14 protein-coding genes are annotated in these 16208 nt (G+C 69.0%); 8 read left to right on the top strand and 6 right to left on the bottom strand.

Features of this window, described 5'->3' with window-relative positions; all coding sequences use genetic code 11:
• The first annotated feature begins 75 nt into the window (after positions 1-75).
• From ACK4SC_RS09830 to ACK4SC_RS09820, 3 genes are all read left to right on the top strand, one after another.
• A complete protein-coding gene (locus ACK4SC_RS09830) occupies positions 76-1131 on the top strand; it encodes an extracellular solute-binding protein (protein WP_409617503.1) in 1056 nt (351 codons plus the stop codon).
• Positions 1132-1219: 88 nt separating this feature from the next.
• Positions 1220-2770: an ABC transporter permease gene (locus tag ACK4SC_RS09825; RefSeq protein ID WP_409617501.1), complete on the top strand. Its 1551-nt coding sequence runs from the start codon at positions 1220-1222 to the stop codon at positions 2768-2770.
• The gene (locus ACK4SC_RS09820) at positions 2767-3843 is read left to right on the top strand and encodes an ABC transporter ATP-binding protein (RefSeq protein ID WP_409617499.1); all 1077 of its coding nucleotides are present in this window, start codon (positions 2767-2769) and stop codon (positions 3841-3843) included. Before ACK4SC_RS09825 ends, ACK4SC_RS09820 begins: the two co-directional genes overlap by 4 nt.
• 1 nt (position 3844) lies before the next feature.
• Here the strand turns inward: ACK4SC_RS09820 and ACK4SC_RS09815 are convergent, their stop codons facing one another.
• Entirely contained in the window at positions 3845-5659 is a 1815-nt protein-coding gene (locus tag ACK4SC_RS09815) for a glycoside hydrolase family 36 protein (protein WP_409617498.1), read from the bottom strand.
• A 77-nt stretch (positions 5660-5736) separates the two neighbouring features.
• Here ACK4SC_RS09815 and ACK4SC_RS09810 point away from each other — a divergent pair, with 77 nt between their 5' ends.
• On the top strand, positions 5737-6951 hold the full coding sequence (locus ACK4SC_RS09810; RefSeq protein ID WP_409617496.1) for a kynureninase: 1215 nt from the start codon (positions 5737-5739) through the stop codon (positions 6949-6951).
• 37 nt (positions 6952-6988) lie between these two features.
• On the opposite strand, the gene ACK4SC_RS09805 is transcribed toward ACK4SC_RS09810, so the two are convergent.
• The 3 genes from ACK4SC_RS09805 to ACK4SC_RS09795 form a co-directional block, all read right to left on the bottom strand.
• Positions 6989-7246, bottom strand: a complete 258-nt coding sequence (locus ACK4SC_RS09805; protein WP_409617494.1) for a hypothetical protein — start codon at positions 7244-7246, stop codon at positions 6989-6991.
• 49 nt (positions 7247-7295) lie between these two features.
• Positions 7296-7589 (bottom strand): hypothetical protein, encoded by a 294-nt coding sequence (locus tag ACK4SC_RS09800; RefSeq protein WP_409617492.1) that lies wholly within the window; start codon positions 7587-7589, stop codon positions 7296-7298.
• 116 nt (positions 7590-7705) lie between these two features.
• Complete coding sequence (locus ACK4SC_RS09795; protein ID WP_409617490.1) at positions 7706-9727, bottom strand: glycogen debranching N-terminal domain-containing protein; 2022 nt, start codon at positions 9725-9727, stop codon at positions 7706-7708.
• 199 nt (positions 9728-9926) lie between these two features.
• On the opposite strand from ACK4SC_RS09795, the gene ACK4SC_RS09790 reads away from it, so the two are divergent.
• Genes ACK4SC_RS09790 through ACK4SC_RS09775 form a run of 4 tightly spaced genes read left to right on the top strand, consistent with a single transcriptional unit; the run spans position 9927 to position 14260 of the window.
• A complete protein-coding gene (locus tag ACK4SC_RS09790) occupies positions 9927-10973 on the top strand; it encodes a LacI family DNA-binding transcriptional regulator (protein ID WP_409617625.1) in 1047 nt (348 codons plus the stop codon).
• A gap of 34 nt (positions 10974-11007) precedes the next feature.
• Positions 11008-12255, top strand: coding sequence for an extracellular solute-binding protein (locus ACK4SC_RS09785; RefSeq protein ID WP_409617488.1), 1248 nt, complete (start codon positions 11008-11010; stop codon positions 12253-12255).
• Positions 12255-13355 (top strand): carbohydrate ABC transporter permease, encoded by a 1101-nt coding sequence (locus ACK4SC_RS09780; RefSeq protein ID WP_409617487.1) that lies wholly within the window; start codon positions 12255-12257, stop codon positions 13353-13355. The genes ACK4SC_RS09785 and ACK4SC_RS09780 overlap by 1 nt, the downstream gene beginning before the upstream one ends.
• The gene (locus ACK4SC_RS09775; protein WP_409617485.1) at positions 13352-14260 is read left to right on the top strand and encodes a carbohydrate ABC transporter permease; all 909 of its coding nucleotides are present in this window, start codon (positions 13352-13354) and stop codon (positions 14258-14260) included. The genes ACK4SC_RS09780 and ACK4SC_RS09775 overlap by 4 nt, the downstream gene beginning before the upstream one ends.
• 19 nt (positions 14261-14279) lie before the next feature.
• On the opposite strand, the gene ACK4SC_RS09770 is transcribed toward ACK4SC_RS09775, so the two are convergent.
• Complete coding sequence (locus ACK4SC_RS09770; RefSeq protein ID WP_409617623.1) at positions 14280-15023, bottom strand: ABC transporter permease; 744 nt, start codon at positions 15021-15023, stop codon at positions 14280-14282.
• A 140-nt stretch (positions 15024-15163) separates the two neighbouring features.
• The gene (locus tag ACK4SC_RS09765; protein WP_409617483.1) at positions 15164-16147 is read right to left on the bottom strand and encodes an ATP-binding cassette domain-containing protein; all 984 of its coding nucleotides are present in this window, start codon (positions 16145-16147) and stop codon (positions 15164-15166) included.
• Between the last annotated feature and the right edge of the window lie 61 nt (positions 16148-16208).

Genomic DNA, 16208 nt, shown 5'->3' with positions numbered 1-16208 from the left:
CTCGGCGCCACAGTCGGCGCCGCCTGCCGGAGTCTCCGCCAGGTTCTTCCTCTCTTCTCTGGAGCCGATATTCGCATGCGCGCTCGCCGCCTCATCGCCCCCGCCGCTCTCACCGCCGTCATCGCCCTGATGGCCGGCTGTGCCACGGGGGACCCCAGCACCGATCCCGCTGACCCGACGACGGCGCCGCCCGCCGACGCCGGCTCGTTCACCCTCTACTCCGGCCGCGACGAAGCCCTCGTGCAGCCCCTCATCGACCAGTTCACGGCCGAGACCGGCATCGCCGTCGAGGTGCGGTACGGCAACACCGCGGAACTCGGCGCCCTGCTGCTGGAAGAGGGCGCGGCGACTCCGGCCGACGTGTTCCTGTCGCAGGATGCCGGCGCGCTCGGCGCCCTCAGCGCTGCCGACCTCTTCGCCCCGCTGCCCGATGACATCGCCGGTGCGGTGCCGCAGGGCTTCACCTCGACCGACGGCAGCTGGGTCGGCGTGACCGGCCGCGCCCGCGTCGTCGTGTACGACGGCGAACAGTTCGACGAGGCCGAGCTGCCCAGCACGATCGACGGCTACGTCGACGGAACCTTCGACGGCTCGCTGGGAGTGGCGCCCACCAATGCCAGCTTCCAGTCGGCGGTCACCGCCCACCGCGTCCTCCTGGGAGACGAGGCCGCCGAACAGTGGTTGACCGACCTTCAGGCGGCCGGCCCGGAAATCTTCGACGGCAACGGCGCGATCCTCACCGCTGTCAACGAGGGCGTGGTCGACGCCGGTTTCATCAACCACTACTACTGGTACCGCCAGGCCGCCGAGGTCGGCGCCGACAACATGCGCGCCCAGCTGAAGTACCTCGACGCCGGCGACCCCGGTTCGATCGTCAACGTGACCGGCGCCGGCATCATGGCGGGCTCGGCTGACAACGCTGCCGCTCTCGCGTTCGTTGAGTACCTCATCTCGGAGGCGGGCCAGGACTACTTCGTCGAGCAGACCTTCGAGTACCCCCTGGTGCCGGGTATCGCCGAGCCCGAGGGTGTTCCCCCGCTCGAGTCGCTGCTCAACCCCGAGCTCGACCTGAGCGATCTCGACGACCTGTCCACCACGCAGGAGATGCTCGCCCGCGTTGGCCTGATCTAGGGGCCATCACCGCGGATACGCGGGGCCGGGTGTCTTTCGGGGCTTCCGGCCCTGCCGTATCCCAGCCCCGCAGTGCTTCACTACATCCATGACTACACTCGCGCGCTCGAGGCCGACGGGAACGGACACGCGTCCCCCCGTCGGCCTCGTCGTGCTCGCGGGAATCGCGGCAGCGGCCGCGGCGATCCCGCTGGTGTACCTGGTCGTCCGGGCGGGCGGCACGGGAATCGAGTCGATCATCCAAACCCTCTCGCGGGGCCGGGTGCTCGAGTACGCCGCCAACACGCTGAGCTTGGCGCTCGCGACGACCGCCTCCGCCCTCGTTCTCGGAACCGCCGTCGCCGTCGTGCTCACGCGCATCCGCGTGCCGTTTCCGCGTACGTGGCTGCTCGTGTCCTCGCTTCCCCTCGCCGTGCCGTCGTATCTCGCCGGGTACGGCTGGCTGGTGTCCATTCCGACGCTCAGCGGGTTTGTGCCGAGCTGGTTGCTGCTCACCGCAGTGACCGTTCCCTATGTCACCCTTCCGGTCGCCGCCGCCCTCCGCAGTGCGACGGGTGACCTGGAGGGCGTCGCCCGCAGCCTGGGACGGGGACCGATCGGCGCGTTTTTCGTCGCGACCTGGCCGCAAATTCAGCCCGCTGCGATTGCCGGATCCCTACTGGTGGCCCTCTACTCGCTCAGCGAGTTCGGGCTCGTTGCCATGATGCGCTACCCGACTCTGACCTGGGGAATCAACTCGGCATACTCCGCCAGCTTCGATCGCGCTCAGGCGGCGACCCTTGCGCTGCTGCTCGTCGTCATGGCGTTGGTCGTCGTCGCCGGGGAGCGCGGGGCGCGCCGTCAGTTGCCGAGCACGGTCGCGCGGGCCGTCCGCCCGCGCCCGGTCGGGCGAGGGATGCTGTTCTCGCTTCTTCCCGTCGTGGCCGTCGCGCCGGTCGTCGGCGTTGCTGTGCCGCTGCTCGGCTTGGCGACGCGCCTGCTGCAGGCCGACACGCTGCGCGCGATCGATGTGCCGCGCCTCCTGGCGGCCGTCGGCGCGACACTCGGTGTGGCCGTCGCCGCGGCGATCGTGGCGACGCTTCTCGCGCTGCCCATCGCGGCGTTGGCCGCCCGCTACCGTGGCCGCCTCATCACCGCGATCGAGTCGGTGGGCTACCTCGGTCACGCCCTTCCCGGGATCGTCGTCGGCCTGTCACTCGTCTTCTTCGCCCTTGCTGTCGTGCCGGCGCTGTACCAGAGCGTCGTGGTGCTGGTCTTCGCGTACGCCGTGCTCTTCATGCCGAAGGCGATTGGCACGATGCGGGCGGGACTCGGCGACGTGCCGCCGCGCCTGATCGCCGTTGCCCGCACGACGGGTGCGTCCCCGCTCGTTGCCTGGTGGCGCGTCACTGTTCCCCTCGCCCTCCCCGCGGTGGGAGTCGGGGCGCTGCTGGTGGCCATCGCCACCATGAAAGAATTGCCCGCAACGCTGCTGCTGCGGCCGACGGGAATCAACACGCTCGCCACCGAGTTGTGGAACAGGACGGTCGTCTTCGAGTTCGGTGCGGCCGCGCCCTACGCCGCACTGCTGGTGCTCGTCGCCGCGGTCCCGGCCATGATTTTGTCCGGAGTGCGCACCACCGCCAAGGAGGAGCTGTGAGCGAGCTCGTCGTCGAGAACGCGAGCGTCGACTACGGGTCGACGGTCGGTGTCGCCGACGTGTCGCTGCGGGTCAACTCGGGCGAACTTGTTGCCGTGCTGGGCCCGTCGGGGTGCGGCAAGACGACGCTGCTGCTGGCGATCGCTGGACTCTTGCCCCTGAGCGCCGGGCGCATATCGGTTGGCGACCGCGAGTTGTCGAGCCGGAACGCGACGGTGCCACCCGAGAAGCGGGGCGTGGGCTGGGTGCCGCAGGAAGCATCCCTGTTCCCGCACCTCACCGTGGGCGACAACATCGGCTTTGCCCTCAGCGGCGGTGCCCGACGCGGGGGTGCGCGGGGCCGCGAGCGCTCAGCCCGCATCGCCGAACTCGCCGAGCTGGTGGGTTTGGGAGGGCTGATCGGCCGCGCCCCGAACCAGCTATCGGGCGGCCAGGCTCAGCGCGTAGCGCTCGCCCGCGCCCTCGCACCCCGGCCCGATGTGCTTCTGCTCGACGAGCCCTTCGCGGCGCTCGACACGCAGCTGCGCGTGGGGCTCCGGCGTGAGGTGGCCGAGCTGTTGCGCCAGCAGGGCACCACCTCGCTGCTCGTCACCCACGACCAAGAAGAAGCACTGACTCTCGCCGACCGCGTCGCCGTCATCCGAGACGGCCGCCTCGAGCAGTTTGGGACACCGGAAGAGGTGTACCAGCAGCCGGCGAGCGACTGGGTGGCTCAGTTCGTGGGCGACGTTGTCGAGCTGGAGGGTGAGTGGCGGCAGGGCCGCGTGTCGTGCGCTCTCGGCTCGGTCGAAGCTGCCGCCGTGGGCTTCGACCCCCGCGACGGTGAGCGCGTGCGACTCATGCTGAGGCCCGAGTGGATCGTTCCCCGCCCCGACCTGCTCGCGCGGGCCGCTGCCGGCGCCGACGCCCGGGTGTCGGGCATCTCATACGCCGGCCACGACGCGATGCTGACGTGCGACCTCGTCACGGGGCCGCGGGTACGCATGCGGTTGCCGGCCGTCGAACTGCCCCAGGTGGGCGAAGAGCTGCGCCTCGCGGTGCAACGCCCCGGCCTCGCATTCGCGGCCGCGTAGCTCAGGCCGTAACCGGCTTCGTCAGGCCGAGTCTGAGGCTCCACAGGTGGCCGTCCGGTTCATCGGTCGGGATCGAGATGCGCATAGGCGCGACCTCCGGGTCCCAGCGGCGCGCCTCTCCCGTGAACTCGTCGACGAATGCCAGCACCGTCGAGCCGTCGGGAGCAGTCCACTCGGCGTGTTTCCCGACACCGTCAGCACCGACCACGATTGCGACGACCATCTCCGCGCCATCTCGCAGCTGAATTCCCTGCACCGCGGGCGGCAGGCGGTCACCACCGTCGCCGTCAATGGGTGATGCCTCCACGTACAGTCGTGACAGCCGGGGTGACCAGTGGCGGTACGTGGCGATCGCTCGCGATGCTCGGGCGCGTTGCTCGTCATCCCAGGCGGCGAGATTGCCCATGAGTACCCATGGCCCCCCCACTGCGAAGACGGCGAGAGCTGCACGGTCGGGACGACCCACTTCGTCAGCCATGTAGGCGCTGCACCATGACGCCGGCAGGTAGTGACCGAGCCCGAGCTTGGCGGTGATGGCGTGCTCGGTGTCGCACCAATCGTCTCCGATTGTTGTGTCGTGGTGGGCGATCATCTGGAGGTCGAGCGGGCGGGCGCCGTTCCAACAATTCTCGATGCGCACGTGTGGATGGCGAGCGCGAACGCCGCGCAGCAGTTCGTACCAGCCGGTCACCGCGTCGTGTTCACCGTCGCCCGGGTCGTGATCGTGGTGCGCAGCGTCGCACCGGCTGATCGTTTCGAAGTCGTGGAGGATCCATGCCAGCCCGTCGGCGACCAGGCGGTCGATCGCCTCGGCGATCGCGTGACGCACCGCCTCGTGCCCAATGCACAGTTGATGGGTTCGGTGAGACACTGTTTGCTGAACGCCGCGCCACTGAGCGATCCACTCTGGATGTTCGTGCGCGATCCGCGACCAGGGGTCCGCGTTGCCGACCCCGAGCCACAGTCCGAGCTGCATGCCACGATCCGCCAGGGACTGAGCGATTCCGGCGATTCCGGCCGGGTATGCCGAGCTGGCTTCCCAGTCGCCCACGGCCGCCGACCAACCTTTGTCGAGGGTGACGATATCGGCGCCGAGGTCAGCGGCCGCGCTGATGAAGTCATCGACGATGTCGCCGGTGATCGCGGTGCCAAAACCCCAGGTATCGGCGATGAGGGGCGTCGAAGCGTCCCGGTGCGCGGTCGGAATCACCGCGCTGAGTGCCGTACGCAGGAAGGCGTGAGCGCTGTCGTGACCGCCATTGGTGTGGGCCACGTGCAGGCGTGGGTGAACGGGGCGGGCTCGGACCGCGCGTGGTTCGGCCACCGCCGCGGGGGCAATCAGGTCGAGACGAGCGTGGTCGCGGTCGCCACTGACGCGCAGTACGAGGGTGTCGCTGCGGTCGACCGCGGCGGCCAGGGCGACCGGGTGGCCCTCGGCGTTTCGGGCAGCAATCGTGAACCATCCGGCGCAATCCTGGAAGCGATCCGCCACTGCCGGGGGAGTTCCGAGCGCGAGATAGGCCACTGCATCCGTCGTCGGATCGTTCGGGAAGGGCACCCGCCAGGTTCTGTCCACGTTCCACGCGGCGGCATCTGCCGTTGCGTATGGACCGCACACAAGCAGCCGATCCGTGTTCTCGGCGACGGGCAATGTCACGACGGTCAGCCCTCGGTGCTTCGCATCCCAACTGAATGGGCGAAGGATGCGAACCGTGATGTCGGTCCACCCGGAAAGCTCCTGCCGAGCGAGCAGCGTTCCGAGCTCGTCGTCGGCACACACCGTAGGCAGAGGCGTCAGCGGTGGTGCACTGATCATGAGCACCCCCGATCGCCAGTGGCCGATGACGATTCATCATACCTATAGCTGCGGGCGCGCGCGACTAGGCTCACGCCATGATCGACGACGCTCGACTCCGCAACCGCTCACGCGACCTCGACGACGGCGACCCGCTTGCTCCGCTCACACAGCACTTTCTTCCCGGCGCTGACCTCGTCGCTTACCTGGATGGGAACTCTCTGGGCCGCCCGCTCGCCCGCACCCTCGAGAGCATGAGACGCCTCGTCGAACGCGAGTGGGGTGACTGGCTGATTCGCGGCTGGGATGAACAGTGGCTCGTCCGCGCCGAAGAACTAGGCGACCGCATCGGTGCAGCGTGCCTGGGCGCGGCCGCCGGCCAGACCATCGTGGGCGACTCGACGACGATCATGATCTACAAGGTGCTGCGCGCATCCGTTGCGATGCGTCCGGGCCGCACCGAACTCGCGATCCTCGGCGATGAGTTCCCAACCGACCGCTTCATCGTCGAGAAGGTGGCGGCTGACCAGGGGCTCACGGTGCGCTGGGTGAGCGCGCCGCACGACGGCGGAATCACGCCCGAGCTGGCCGCCGAGCACGTCAGCGAGCGCACGGCCGCGGCACTGTTCAGCGGCGTCGCCTACCGCAGCGCATGGTGGGCCGACATGCCGGCGGTCACCGGCGTGGTGCAGTCGCACGGCGCGCTCATGATCTGGGACTGCTCGCACGCTGTCGGCTCGGTGCCGCTCGAGCTCGACGCGTGGGGCGTCGACATGGCGGTCGGATGCTCGTACAAGTACCTGAACGGCGGGCCCGGGGCGCCCGCCTGGGCGTACGTCGCGGCGCGGCACCAGGAGCAGCTGGTCAACCCGATTCCGGGCTGGCTGGGCGCGCGCGAGCCGTTCGCGATGACACGCGGCTACGAGCCGGCGATGGGCATCCGCCGGCTCGTGAGCGGAACGCCGCCGATCGTCGGCATGGTGCCGCTCGCCGACATGCTGTCGCTGATCGAGCGCGCCGGCATCGCGGCGATTCGCGAGAAGTCGGTGGCGCTCACCTCGTTCGCGATCGAGCTGATCGACGAGCTCATTCCGGATGCTCGCCTCGCCTCGCCGAGGGACGCCGCGCGCCGTGGTTCCCACATCACGGTCGACCACCCGACCTCGGCGCGGGCGGTGCAGACGCTGTGGGGCGAGGGCGTGATTCCCGACTTCCGGCACCCGAGCGGGGTGCGCATCGGGCTGTCGCCGCTCAGCACGACCTTCGCCGAGGTCGAGCGCGGCGTGCGATCGCTCGCCGCCGCGCTCGCCTGACCTCGGCGCTGATCGTGCGTGTGGTGCGGGTGCGCTCCTAGCGTCGACCCGCGACGACGCCGACGAGCACGCCGACGAGCGCGACTGCCACGGCGCCCACGGCCACGCCGAACGCGGTCGGGTAGTCCTCGCGGTACTGGTCGACGCGGCGGCCTACCTTGCGGGCCTCGCGCATGACGAGGGGCTCGTCGCGGTGGTCGTCGACCGCATCGCCGACAACGTTCTCGCCGTCGCGCACGGCGTCTCGGCCAGCGTCAATCAGGTCGTCCGTGGTCTTCTTCAGCTGCTCGTTCATCCTGGGTCTCCTTGTCGTGTCATGTGATCGGGTGGGTGGCGCTGAGTCGCTACGAGGCGACCGCCGAGCGCACCTTCTTCGCGGCGCGATCGGCGCGCTTACCGATGTTCTTGCGGGCCTTCGCGGTCTGCTTTTGCAGCGCCTTCTTCGCGGCGCGCGCATCCTTCGCCCGCTGCTTGCGGAACTTCGCACGGCGCTTCTTCGCCTGCGGATCCGTCCAGAGACGCTCGACCTGATGGCGCAGCGTCTCGGGATGTTCGGCGAGCGTCGGGCGGTTCGCGCGCGTTCCCAACACGTACGCGGCGACCGCCGTACCACCGACGATGAGGACGTTCCTGTTCATGCTTCTCCTTCCCGCGCGCCGGTGATCGGGCCGAACGCGCGTCTTCTAGTCAGACGCATTACGCCCGCGCTTCGTCACCAAAATCAGGGGACGCCCAGGAAGGAGCCAGGGGCGGCTCAGGAGGCGGTGACCGCCCCAGAGCTGTCCACGCGCAGGCGCTGGCTGCCCCGCATCACCCCGTCAACGCGCACGGCGCCGGCGACGTCGAGGGGTCGCACGGTCACAGCCCCGTCCTCTGCCGGCTCCATGCCGAGGACGGCCTGCAGCACGGCGACGGCGGACGCGGCCGACCAGGCTTGGGGCCGACAGGCCGCCGGGTACGGCACGGGGGAGGCCACCTGGTCGAGACCGTCGCCGGAGTGCAGTTCGGGCACCCGGTAGGCGAAGCCTTCGGCGGCGCGCAGCAGGCCCGAGATGAGCTCCGCCGCCTCGGCGGCGTGACCATCGCGGGCCAGCCCGAGTACGGCGATTGCGGTGTCGTGGGTCCAGACCGCGCCGCCGTGGTAGCTGAGCGGCCAGTAGCCGCCCGAGTCAGTGGCCATGGTGCGCAGGCCATAGCCCGAGCTCATGGCCGGGTCGGCAAGCCGGCGCGCGATGAGTGCGCTCTGCTCGGCGTCGAGCAGACCCGTTCCGAGAAGGTGGCCGATGTTCGACGTGACCGTGTCGACGGGGCGCTTGTGAGCATCCAGCGCGATCGCCGGGTAGGGGCCGAGGTCGCCCGTGAGGGCGGGGTCGGTGATCCAGAACGTGTCGTGGAAGAGCCGCTTCAGTTCGGTGGCCCAGGCGCGCCAGGTGTCGCCGCCGTCGCGCCCAAACGCGTCGAGTAGCTCGGCGCCGTGCATGGCGGCCTCGTAGGCGTACGCCTGCACCTCGCACAGCGCGATCGGGCCATCGGCCAGGCTGCCATCGCGCCACTGCACACTGTCGCCCGAGTCTTTCCACCCCTGATTTGCCAGGCCGTGGCCGGAGCGATCAACGTACTCGAGCAGCCCGTCGCCATCGGCGTCCCCGTGGTCGCGCATCCACTCGAGGGCGCGCTCGAGCGACGGCAGCAGCGCGCGGACGTCGTCGTCGGGCATACCCCAGCGCCAGGCATCGTGCAGCAGGCAGATCCACAAAGCGGTCGCATCGACCGTGCCGTAGTACAGCGGGGGCAGCGAGGTCGCGTCGTCCACCACGAGCGTCTGGCGCCGCAACTCGTGCATGATCTTGCCGGGTTCCTCTGCCGTGTCGTCGACCATTGCGGTTCCCTGCAGACCGGCGAGCACGCGCAGCGTGTCAGCCGCGAGCCCGGTGCCCAGGGGCAGGAGGAAGCGGGCCGCCCACAGCGAGTCGCGCCCGAACAGGGTGAAGAACCAGGGAGCTCCGGCGGCGAGGAATTGCTGATCGGGCCGCGAGGTCGTCGTCATGCGGAGGGCGTCGAGGTCGGTCAACGACTGGGCGACCCAGCGTGCCAGGCGCGCGTCACCGGCGGCGATGTCGGGAGTCGACCACGGCGCCGGTCCGTCGGCCCCGCGCACGGCGGCGATGCGGTCTGACGCATCGAGCCGCCAGCTCAGCGTGGTCTCGCCCCGGGCCGGCACGGTGATGTCGGCGGTGAGGGTGATCGAGCCGTCGGCCGCCGCGAGCGCGAAGCCGTCGCTCGAGAGGCATACGTCGACGCTCTCGCCCGACCACGTCGCGACACCGTTGGTCACGACGGGCGCGACGGCAGCGTGCTCGGGACGGCCCTGCTTGATCGATTCCATGAGGCTCGCGTCGGCTGTGAGCGCGACGCGTATGCGGGTGGTGAGCTCGTGCGGCTGGCGGGAGCTGAGCCGCAGGGTTTCGGTCATGCCGTTTGCGTCGACGGTACGGGTGATGTCGAGCCGCACGCCCGGGTCGGGGGTGGGGTCGTCGAGATCGCGCAGCAGGAACTGGATGCACGCCTCACTGGCGCTCGGGGCCCCCGTCGCGATGTGCTCGGGCACCGCACCGCCCACTGAGAGTTCGAGACCGCGCACGATGCGCACGTCGGCCAGGTACACACCGTGGATCGGGGCGGCGCCCATGGCGCCGGACGGGGCGGACCAGACCTGCGTGGGTGCGCGCAAGACCGTGAGGGCGTCGTGCAGCAGCGGTTGGCGGGGAGGGGTCACGGCGAGTCTGCTCCTCGGATCCGGGGGCCAATGGTCGGGCCGGTGGGGGGCCGAGGGCTTGACACCGGCGTCTGGTGTGGGACACACTACCGAAGAATTAGAACGATCAAAATGATCGATCCAATTCACGTTCTCATCACGAACATCCGATCGCTGATTCGATCCGAGCACTGGGCCAAAGGGGGCGCACGTGGGACGCATGCCGACCGTCGATGACGTCGCGCAGGCGGCGGGAGTCTCTCGCCAGACCGTCTCGAACGTGCTTAACAGCCCCGCCATCGTGCGCGAGACCACTCGAGAGCGCGTCGAGCGGGCGATCGCCGATCTCGGCTACCGCCCGCACGCCTCGGCGCGGAGGTTACGCACGCGGCGGTCTTCGACGATCGGCATTCGGCTCGATCCGCTGCGCGATGGCATCTCGGGCGCGGTGCTCGACCGCTTCGTGCACAAGCTGGCCGAACAGGCCGACGCCCGCGACCTGCGGGTCATGATCTTCACCGCCGATGGGCCAGAAGACGAGCTCGCCCATATTCGCCGCCTGCATGACGGTTCCGATGTCGATGCGTTCGTGCTCATCGGTACCGTGCACGGCGACGTTCGCCAACAGTGGTTGATCGACCACGCCGTGCCGTTCGTCTCCTTTGGTCGGCCCTGGGGTGGCGATCTCACCGACCCGCGGCACCGGTGGGTCGACGTTGACGGGCGCGCGGGCGTTCGCGACGCCGTCAACCGGCTGCGAGCATCCGGTGCCGAGCGCGTTGCGTGGATCGGCTGGCCGAGCCCGTCGGGAACCGGAGATGAGCGACGCGCCGGCTGGTCCGAGGCGTGCGGACTCGACGGGGTGACCCGGGCTGCGCTCTCGCGCTCGACAGAGGACGGCGTCGACCAGGGCGCGGCACTCGCCCGCGACCTGTTGAGTGGCTCGACCGCGCCCGACGCGATCGTCTGCGCGAGCGACTCCCTCGCCCTGGGTGCACTGATGGCCGCCACTGCTGCCGGTCGACCCGACCTACCCATCGTGGGCTTCGACAACACCCCGGTCGCCAGTGCCGTCGGCCTCTCGAGCATCGACCAGCCGCTGGACGAGGTCGTTGCGGCAGCTCTTGAGCTGCTCTTCGGCGAAAGCGGCGGCCAGGTGCGGCCGAATCCAGACAGCAACGAGGAGCCGACGAATCGGCTCCTCGTGCCTCGACTCGTCGAGCGCAGGTCTAGCCACCTTGCGCTCGGCGGAATCACCGGCGCCTAGGGGCTCCGGCAATCACTCATCGAAAGGAATCACTGTGAAGGCATCACAATGGACCGCCCTCGGGTTGACCGGGGCGCTCGCCGTCACTCTAACCGCCTGCGCGCCGAACGGCGAGGGCAACGGCGGTGACAACGGTGGCACGGGCGCGAACGGCGGCGACTCGCTGAGCGTGCTCATCGCATCGTCGGGACCGGCTGAAGCCGGCTACTACCAGGAGGCCGCCGCCCGATTCACCGAGGCGACGGGCACCGAGGTTGAGATCGTTGTCGCGAACGACCTCATCCAGCAGCTGGGTCAGGGTTTCGCGGGCAACAACCCGCCCGACCTCTTCTACTTGCCCTGGGACCAGTTTGAGACCTACGCCAGCCAGGGCTTCCTTGAGCCGTACGCGGGCGACCTCGCCAACGCGGGCGACTTCTTGCCGGCGCTCGTCGAGCAGTTCAGCTACAACGACGAGTTCTACTGCGCGCCGAAAGACTTCTCGACCCTCGGGCTGCAGATCAACACGGAGGCGTGGGAGGCCGCGGGGTTAACCGACGCGGACGTGCCCACGACGTGGGATGAACTCGCCACCGTCGCCGAGGCGCTGACCGACGCTGACCAGGTCGGCCTGTCGATGGGACGTGAGTACGCGCGCGTCGGCGTCTTCATGAACCAGGCGGGCGGCCAGTTGGTCGACGGCGACACCGTCACCGCCGACACTCCCGAGAACGCCGCGGGCCTTGAGTACCTTCAGGGTCTCATCGCCGACGGTTCGCTCGTCTTCCCGCCCGACCTCGAGGCCGGATGGGGTGGCGAGGCGTTCGGCCTCGGCCGTGCCGCGATGGTCGTCGAGGGTCCGTGGATCAACGGAGCCATGGCGAACGACTTCCCCGACCGAGAGTTCATCTCGGTCGAGCTGCCGGCCGGACCCGGCGGCCCGTCGACGTACTCGTTCGCGACCTGCTGGGGCATGCCGGTCGACAGCGACACGCGCGGCTCGGCCGTCGCGTTCGTCGAGTTCATCACGACGCCGGAGGAGCAGCTGCTCGCCGCTGAGGCGTTCGGTGTGATCCCGTCGACCTCGGCCGGTGCGGACACCTACGCGAGCCAGTTCCCCGAGAACGCGGCCTTCGTCGCCGGTGTCGACTACGCGGTCAGCCCCGTCGCCTTCGCCGGCGCCGCCGCCGCGGTGAGCGAGTTCAACACCGAACTCGAGAACATCGCGACCGCCAACCCGTCGGCACTGCTGGCCAGCCTGCAGGCCAACCTGCAGTCGGCCCTGGACAGCGCCCGCGGCTGATGTCCACCACCCGCGCCAGCGCGCGCCCCCGTCGCGGCGGAGGAATCCGCCGCGGCGAGGCCCGCGCGGGCTACCTCTTCGTCACCCCCGCGGTAGTCATCGCCGCGGTGTTCCTGCTGATCCCGATCGCGCTCGCCTTCTGGGTGAGTCTCAGCGACTGGAACGGCTTCCAATCGCCCCTGAACCCGCGCGTTAACTTCGTCGGCGCCGACAACTACGCGGCCATCACGACCGAGGATGGTCTCGCCCAGCGCAACTTCGGTCGAGCAGTGCGCAACAACCTCTACTACGTGCTGCTCGTCGTGCCGCTGCAGACAGCGCTGTCACTCTTCCTCGCCGTGCAGGTCAACCGTGCGGTGCTGCGTGGCCGCGGGTTCTTCCGCACCGCCTTCTACTTCCCGTCGGTCACGAGCTCCGTCGCGATCGTCATCGTCTTCCAGTTCCTGTTCCTCGGCACCGGCGCCGTGAACCAGGTGCTGCGCGCCTTCGGTGTGCAAGGCCCGAACTGGCTGAACGACTCCCGCGGCGTGCTGCACATCGTCTACGGCGCGTTCGGCGCCGACACGCCGCCCTCCGCGCTCGCCGACGGCGGGATGCTCGGCATTAGCTGGTGGGAATGGCTCGCCGGCCCGTCGGTCGCCATGACTGTGCTCATCATCCTGGCGATCTTCACCACCTCCGGCACCTTCATGCTGCTGTTCCTCGCGGCCCTGCAAAACATCGGCTCCGAGATCGACGAAGCGGCCTTGATGGACGGGGCAAAACCCCTGCGCAAGTTCTTCTCCATCACCCTGCCGATGTTGCGACCGACGCTGTTCACCGTGCTCACGCTGGGGCTCATCGGGTCGTGGCAGGTGTTCGACCAGATCTACGTGTTGGGGGGTGGGGCGAGCATCCTGACGCCCGCATACCTGTCGTACGAGACGTCGTTCAACGAGTTCCGATGGGGGCAGGGGGCCGCGATCGCGTTCATCCTGTTCGTCTTCATCATCGTGCTGACGCTGCTCCAACGGTGGATCCTCCGTGAGCGCTCGCCGAAGAAGCGGGGCTTTGCACAGCGGGCGTCTGCGCGCAACCTAACCGAAGGGGGCATCCGATGACCGCCCACGCACCCGAGGTGCCCTCGGCCCCCAACCGTCGGCGTGCCGTCGCTCCGAAGCGGCGCAAGAAGATCGGGGCGAAGGCGCGCAGCAACATGCTGCTCGGCTACCTGATCCTGATCGGCCTGGCGCTGATCTACATCTACCCCTTCCTCATCTCCATCTCGGGCTCGCTGAAGACGGATGCGGAGGCGACGCAGGATGCGCTCGGCCTGATCCCGCAGACCATCACCTTCGCCGCGTACGAGCGCCTGTTCACGCGCGAGCCCTTCGCGCTGTGGGCGGGCAACTCGATGCTGGTCGCCGTGTGCGTGACGGTCGGCCGCGTGCTGTTCGACTCGATGGCCGGCTACGCGCTGTCGCGCCTGCGGTTCCGCGGACGCACGGTCATCTTCGCCGCCTTCATTGCCGTGCTGTCGGTGCCGGGGGTCGTGCTGCTGATCCCGCGCTTCCTGATCCTCAGCGAGCTGGGGCTCTACGACACGTACGGCGGCATGATCATCCCGCTGCTGTCGACGGCTGCGGGGGTGTTCATCATGAAGCAGTTCTTCGACTCGATCCCGGAGTCGATCGAGGAGGCGGCGAAGATCGACGGGGCGGGAACGTTCCGGCGTTTCTGGTCGGTCGTCTTGCCCATGGCAACGCCCGCGCTCGTGACCATCTTCATCCTGAGCTTCCAGGGTTCGTGGAATGAGCTTGGTCACTTCATCGTGGCGCGGCAGAGCCCCGAGCTGAACACGCTGACCGTCGGTGTCGCTCAGCTCGTGTCGGGACAGCTGGGTGCGGGCAAGCAGTTCCCGCTGCAGTTGGCCGCGGCCGTGCTGATGAGCATCCCCGTCGTGGTGCTGTTCTTCATCTTCCAGCGCCGCATCATGAACACCACAGCCGGAGCCGAAAAGGGGTGACGGGGGATGCGGGCAGCCCCTACCGGCTCAGCGTCTGGAAGCGCTTGATCGACAGCGGCACGAAGATCAGCAGCATCACCGCGGTGCCGAGCAGCACCGTCGCGATCGGGTTCTGCGCCGTCCACGCGTCGCCGACGACCGTGCCGGGAGGCACATTGCCGAACAGTTCGCGCGCCGACTGCACGAGCGCCGACACGGGGTTCCACTCGGCGAAGACGCGCAAGGGCGTCGGGAGGTTCTCGCTCGGCACGAACGCGTTCGAGATGAACGTGAGCGGGAAGAGGATGAGGAACGAGGCGTTGTTGATGATCTCGGGGCTGCGCACGGCGAGCCCGAGGAACGCCATCACCCACGAGAAGGCGTAAGCGAACAGCAGCAGCAGGGCCACGCCGGCGACGAACTCGAGCGGCGACGAGTTCACGCGCCAGCCGACGACGAAGCCCGTCCCCATCATCACCGTCATCGACAGCGCATTGATGACGAGGTCGCCGTTCGTGCGGCCGACCAGCACCGCGGCCCCGCTCATCGGCAGCGTGCGGAACCGGTCGATGATGCCGTCTTTCAGGTCTTGCGCCATTGCCGAGCCCGAGTACGTCGAGCCGAAGACCACGGTCTGGGCGAAGATGCCCGCCATGAGGAAGGACGTGTAGCCGTCGCCGGGGATGTCGATCGCGGCGCCGAACACGTAGGTGAACAGCAGGACGAACATGATCGGCTGAATGAGGCTGAACAGCAGGATCTCGGGCACCCGGATGATCTTCATCAGGTTGCGCCAGGTGGTCACCCACCCGTCGGAGAGGAACCGCGAGATCGCGCTGCCGGGAAGCGGCTGCAGCGTGGCGGCTGTGCCCCGGCTGCCGCCCGACGCGGTAGCCCCGACGCTCGTGGGATTCAGTTCGGCGGTCACGCGGCGGCTCCTTCGGCATCGTCGGCCTGTTCGGCCGTGTGTCCGGTGAGTTGGAGGAAGACGTCGTCCAGGGTGGGTCGGCGCATTCCGGCGTCGTGCAGGGCGATGCCCTGCTCGGCGGCGGCCCCGACAATCGCGCTCAGCGCGACGGGTCCGTTGTCGACGGGTACGACGAAGGTGCGCCCGCCGCCGCCTTCGACAGGCGCTCCCGATCCGAAGCGAGACATGATCTCGGTCAGAGCACGAGCATCCGATTCGCTGACGAGGGTGACGGCGACGCGCTGGCCGCCGACCGAGGCCTTCAGCTCGTCGGCGGTGCCCTTGGCGATGACGCGGCCGTTGTCGATCACCGAAATGGCATCGGCCAGGCGGTCGGCCTCTTCGAGGTACTGGGTCGTGAGCAGCACGGTGGTGCCCCCGGCGACGAGCGACTCGATGATGTCCCACAGGGCGAGGCGGCTGCGCGGGTCGAGGCCGGTCGTCGGCTCGTCCAGAAACAGCACGGGCGGGTTAATGACGAGGGCCCCGGCGAGGTCGATGCGTCGCCGCATGCCGCCCGAGAACCCCTTCACCGGCCGGTTCGCCGCGTCGACCAGGTCGAACAGTTCGATGAGTTCGGTCGCCCGCTGCCTGGCGACCTTCGACCCCAGGTGGTAGAGCTTGCCGACCATCATGAGGTTCTCGAAGCCGGTGAGGTTCTCGTCGACGGCGGCGTACTGGCCGCTTGCGCCGATCATGCGCCGCACCCGGTCGGGGTCGCGCAGCACGTCGACGCCGTCGATGACGGCGGTGCCGGAGTCGGGCTTGATGAGGGTGGTGAGCACCTTGACGGTGGTGGTCTTGCCGGCGCCGTTCGGGCCGAGCAGTGCGGTGACGGTTCCCTGGGCGACGTCGAGGTCAAGGCCGTCGAGGGCGCGCACGACGGGGGCGCCCTTCGGGGTGTAGGTCTTGACGAGGTCGCGGGCCTCGATGAATGCCATGGGCTGAACCTACTCCCGTCGTGCGACGGTGCGGTTAAGCGTTCGCCGAGAGCGTGTGACG

This window comes from Microcella sp. (assembly GCF_046293215.1).
Taxonomy (GTDB): Bacteria; Actinomycetota; Actinomycetes; order Actinomycetales; family Microbacteriaceae; genus Microcella.
Note: the sequence above shows the minus strand (reverse complement) of the source record. Positions and strands in the feature narration are given on the sequence as shown.

Coding starts and splice junctions, on each gene's coding strand:
- ACK4SC_RS09780 (WP_409617487.1), top strand. CDS start 12,255: ATGTCCACCACCCGCGCCAGCGCGCGCCCCCGTCGCGGCGGAGGAATC.
- ACK4SC_RS09805 (WP_409617494.1), bottom strand. CDS start 7,246: ATGAACGAGCAGCTGAAGAAGACCACGGACGACCTGATTGACGCTGGC.
- ACK4SC_RS09815 (WP_409617498.1), bottom strand. CDS start 5,659: ATGATCAGTGCACCACCGCTGACGCCTCTGCCTACGGTGTGTGCCGAC.
- ACK4SC_RS09770 (WP_409617623.1), bottom strand. CDS start 15,023: ATGAAGATCATCCGGGTGCCCGAGATCCTGCTGTTCAGCCTCATTCAG.
- ACK4SC_RS09765 (WP_409617483.1), bottom strand. CDS start 16,147: ATGGCATTCATCGAGGCCCGCGACCTCGTCAAGACCTACACCCCGAAG.
- ACK4SC_RS09810 (WP_409617496.1), top strand. CDS start 5,737: ATGATCGACGACGCTCGACTCCGCAACCGCTCACGCGACCTCGACGAC.
- ACK4SC_RS09800 (WP_409617492.1), bottom strand. CDS start 7,589: ATGAACAGGAACGTCCTCATCGTCGGTGGTACGGCGGTCGCCGCGTAC.
- ACK4SC_RS09825 (WP_409617501.1), top strand. CDS start 1,220: ATGACTACACTCGCGCGCTCGAGGCCGACGGGAACGGACACGCGTCCC.
- ACK4SC_RS09790 (WP_409617625.1), top strand. CDS start 9,927: ATGCCGACCGTCGATGACGTCGCGCAGGCGGCGGGAGTCTCTCGCCAG.
- ACK4SC_RS09830 (WP_409617503.1), top strand. CDS start 76: ATGCGCGCTCGCCGCCTCATCGCCCCCGCCGCTCTCACCGCCGTCATC.
- ACK4SC_RS09775 (WP_409617485.1), top strand. CDS start 13,352: ATGACCGCCCACGCACCCGAGGTGCCCTCGGCCCCCAACCGTCGGCGT.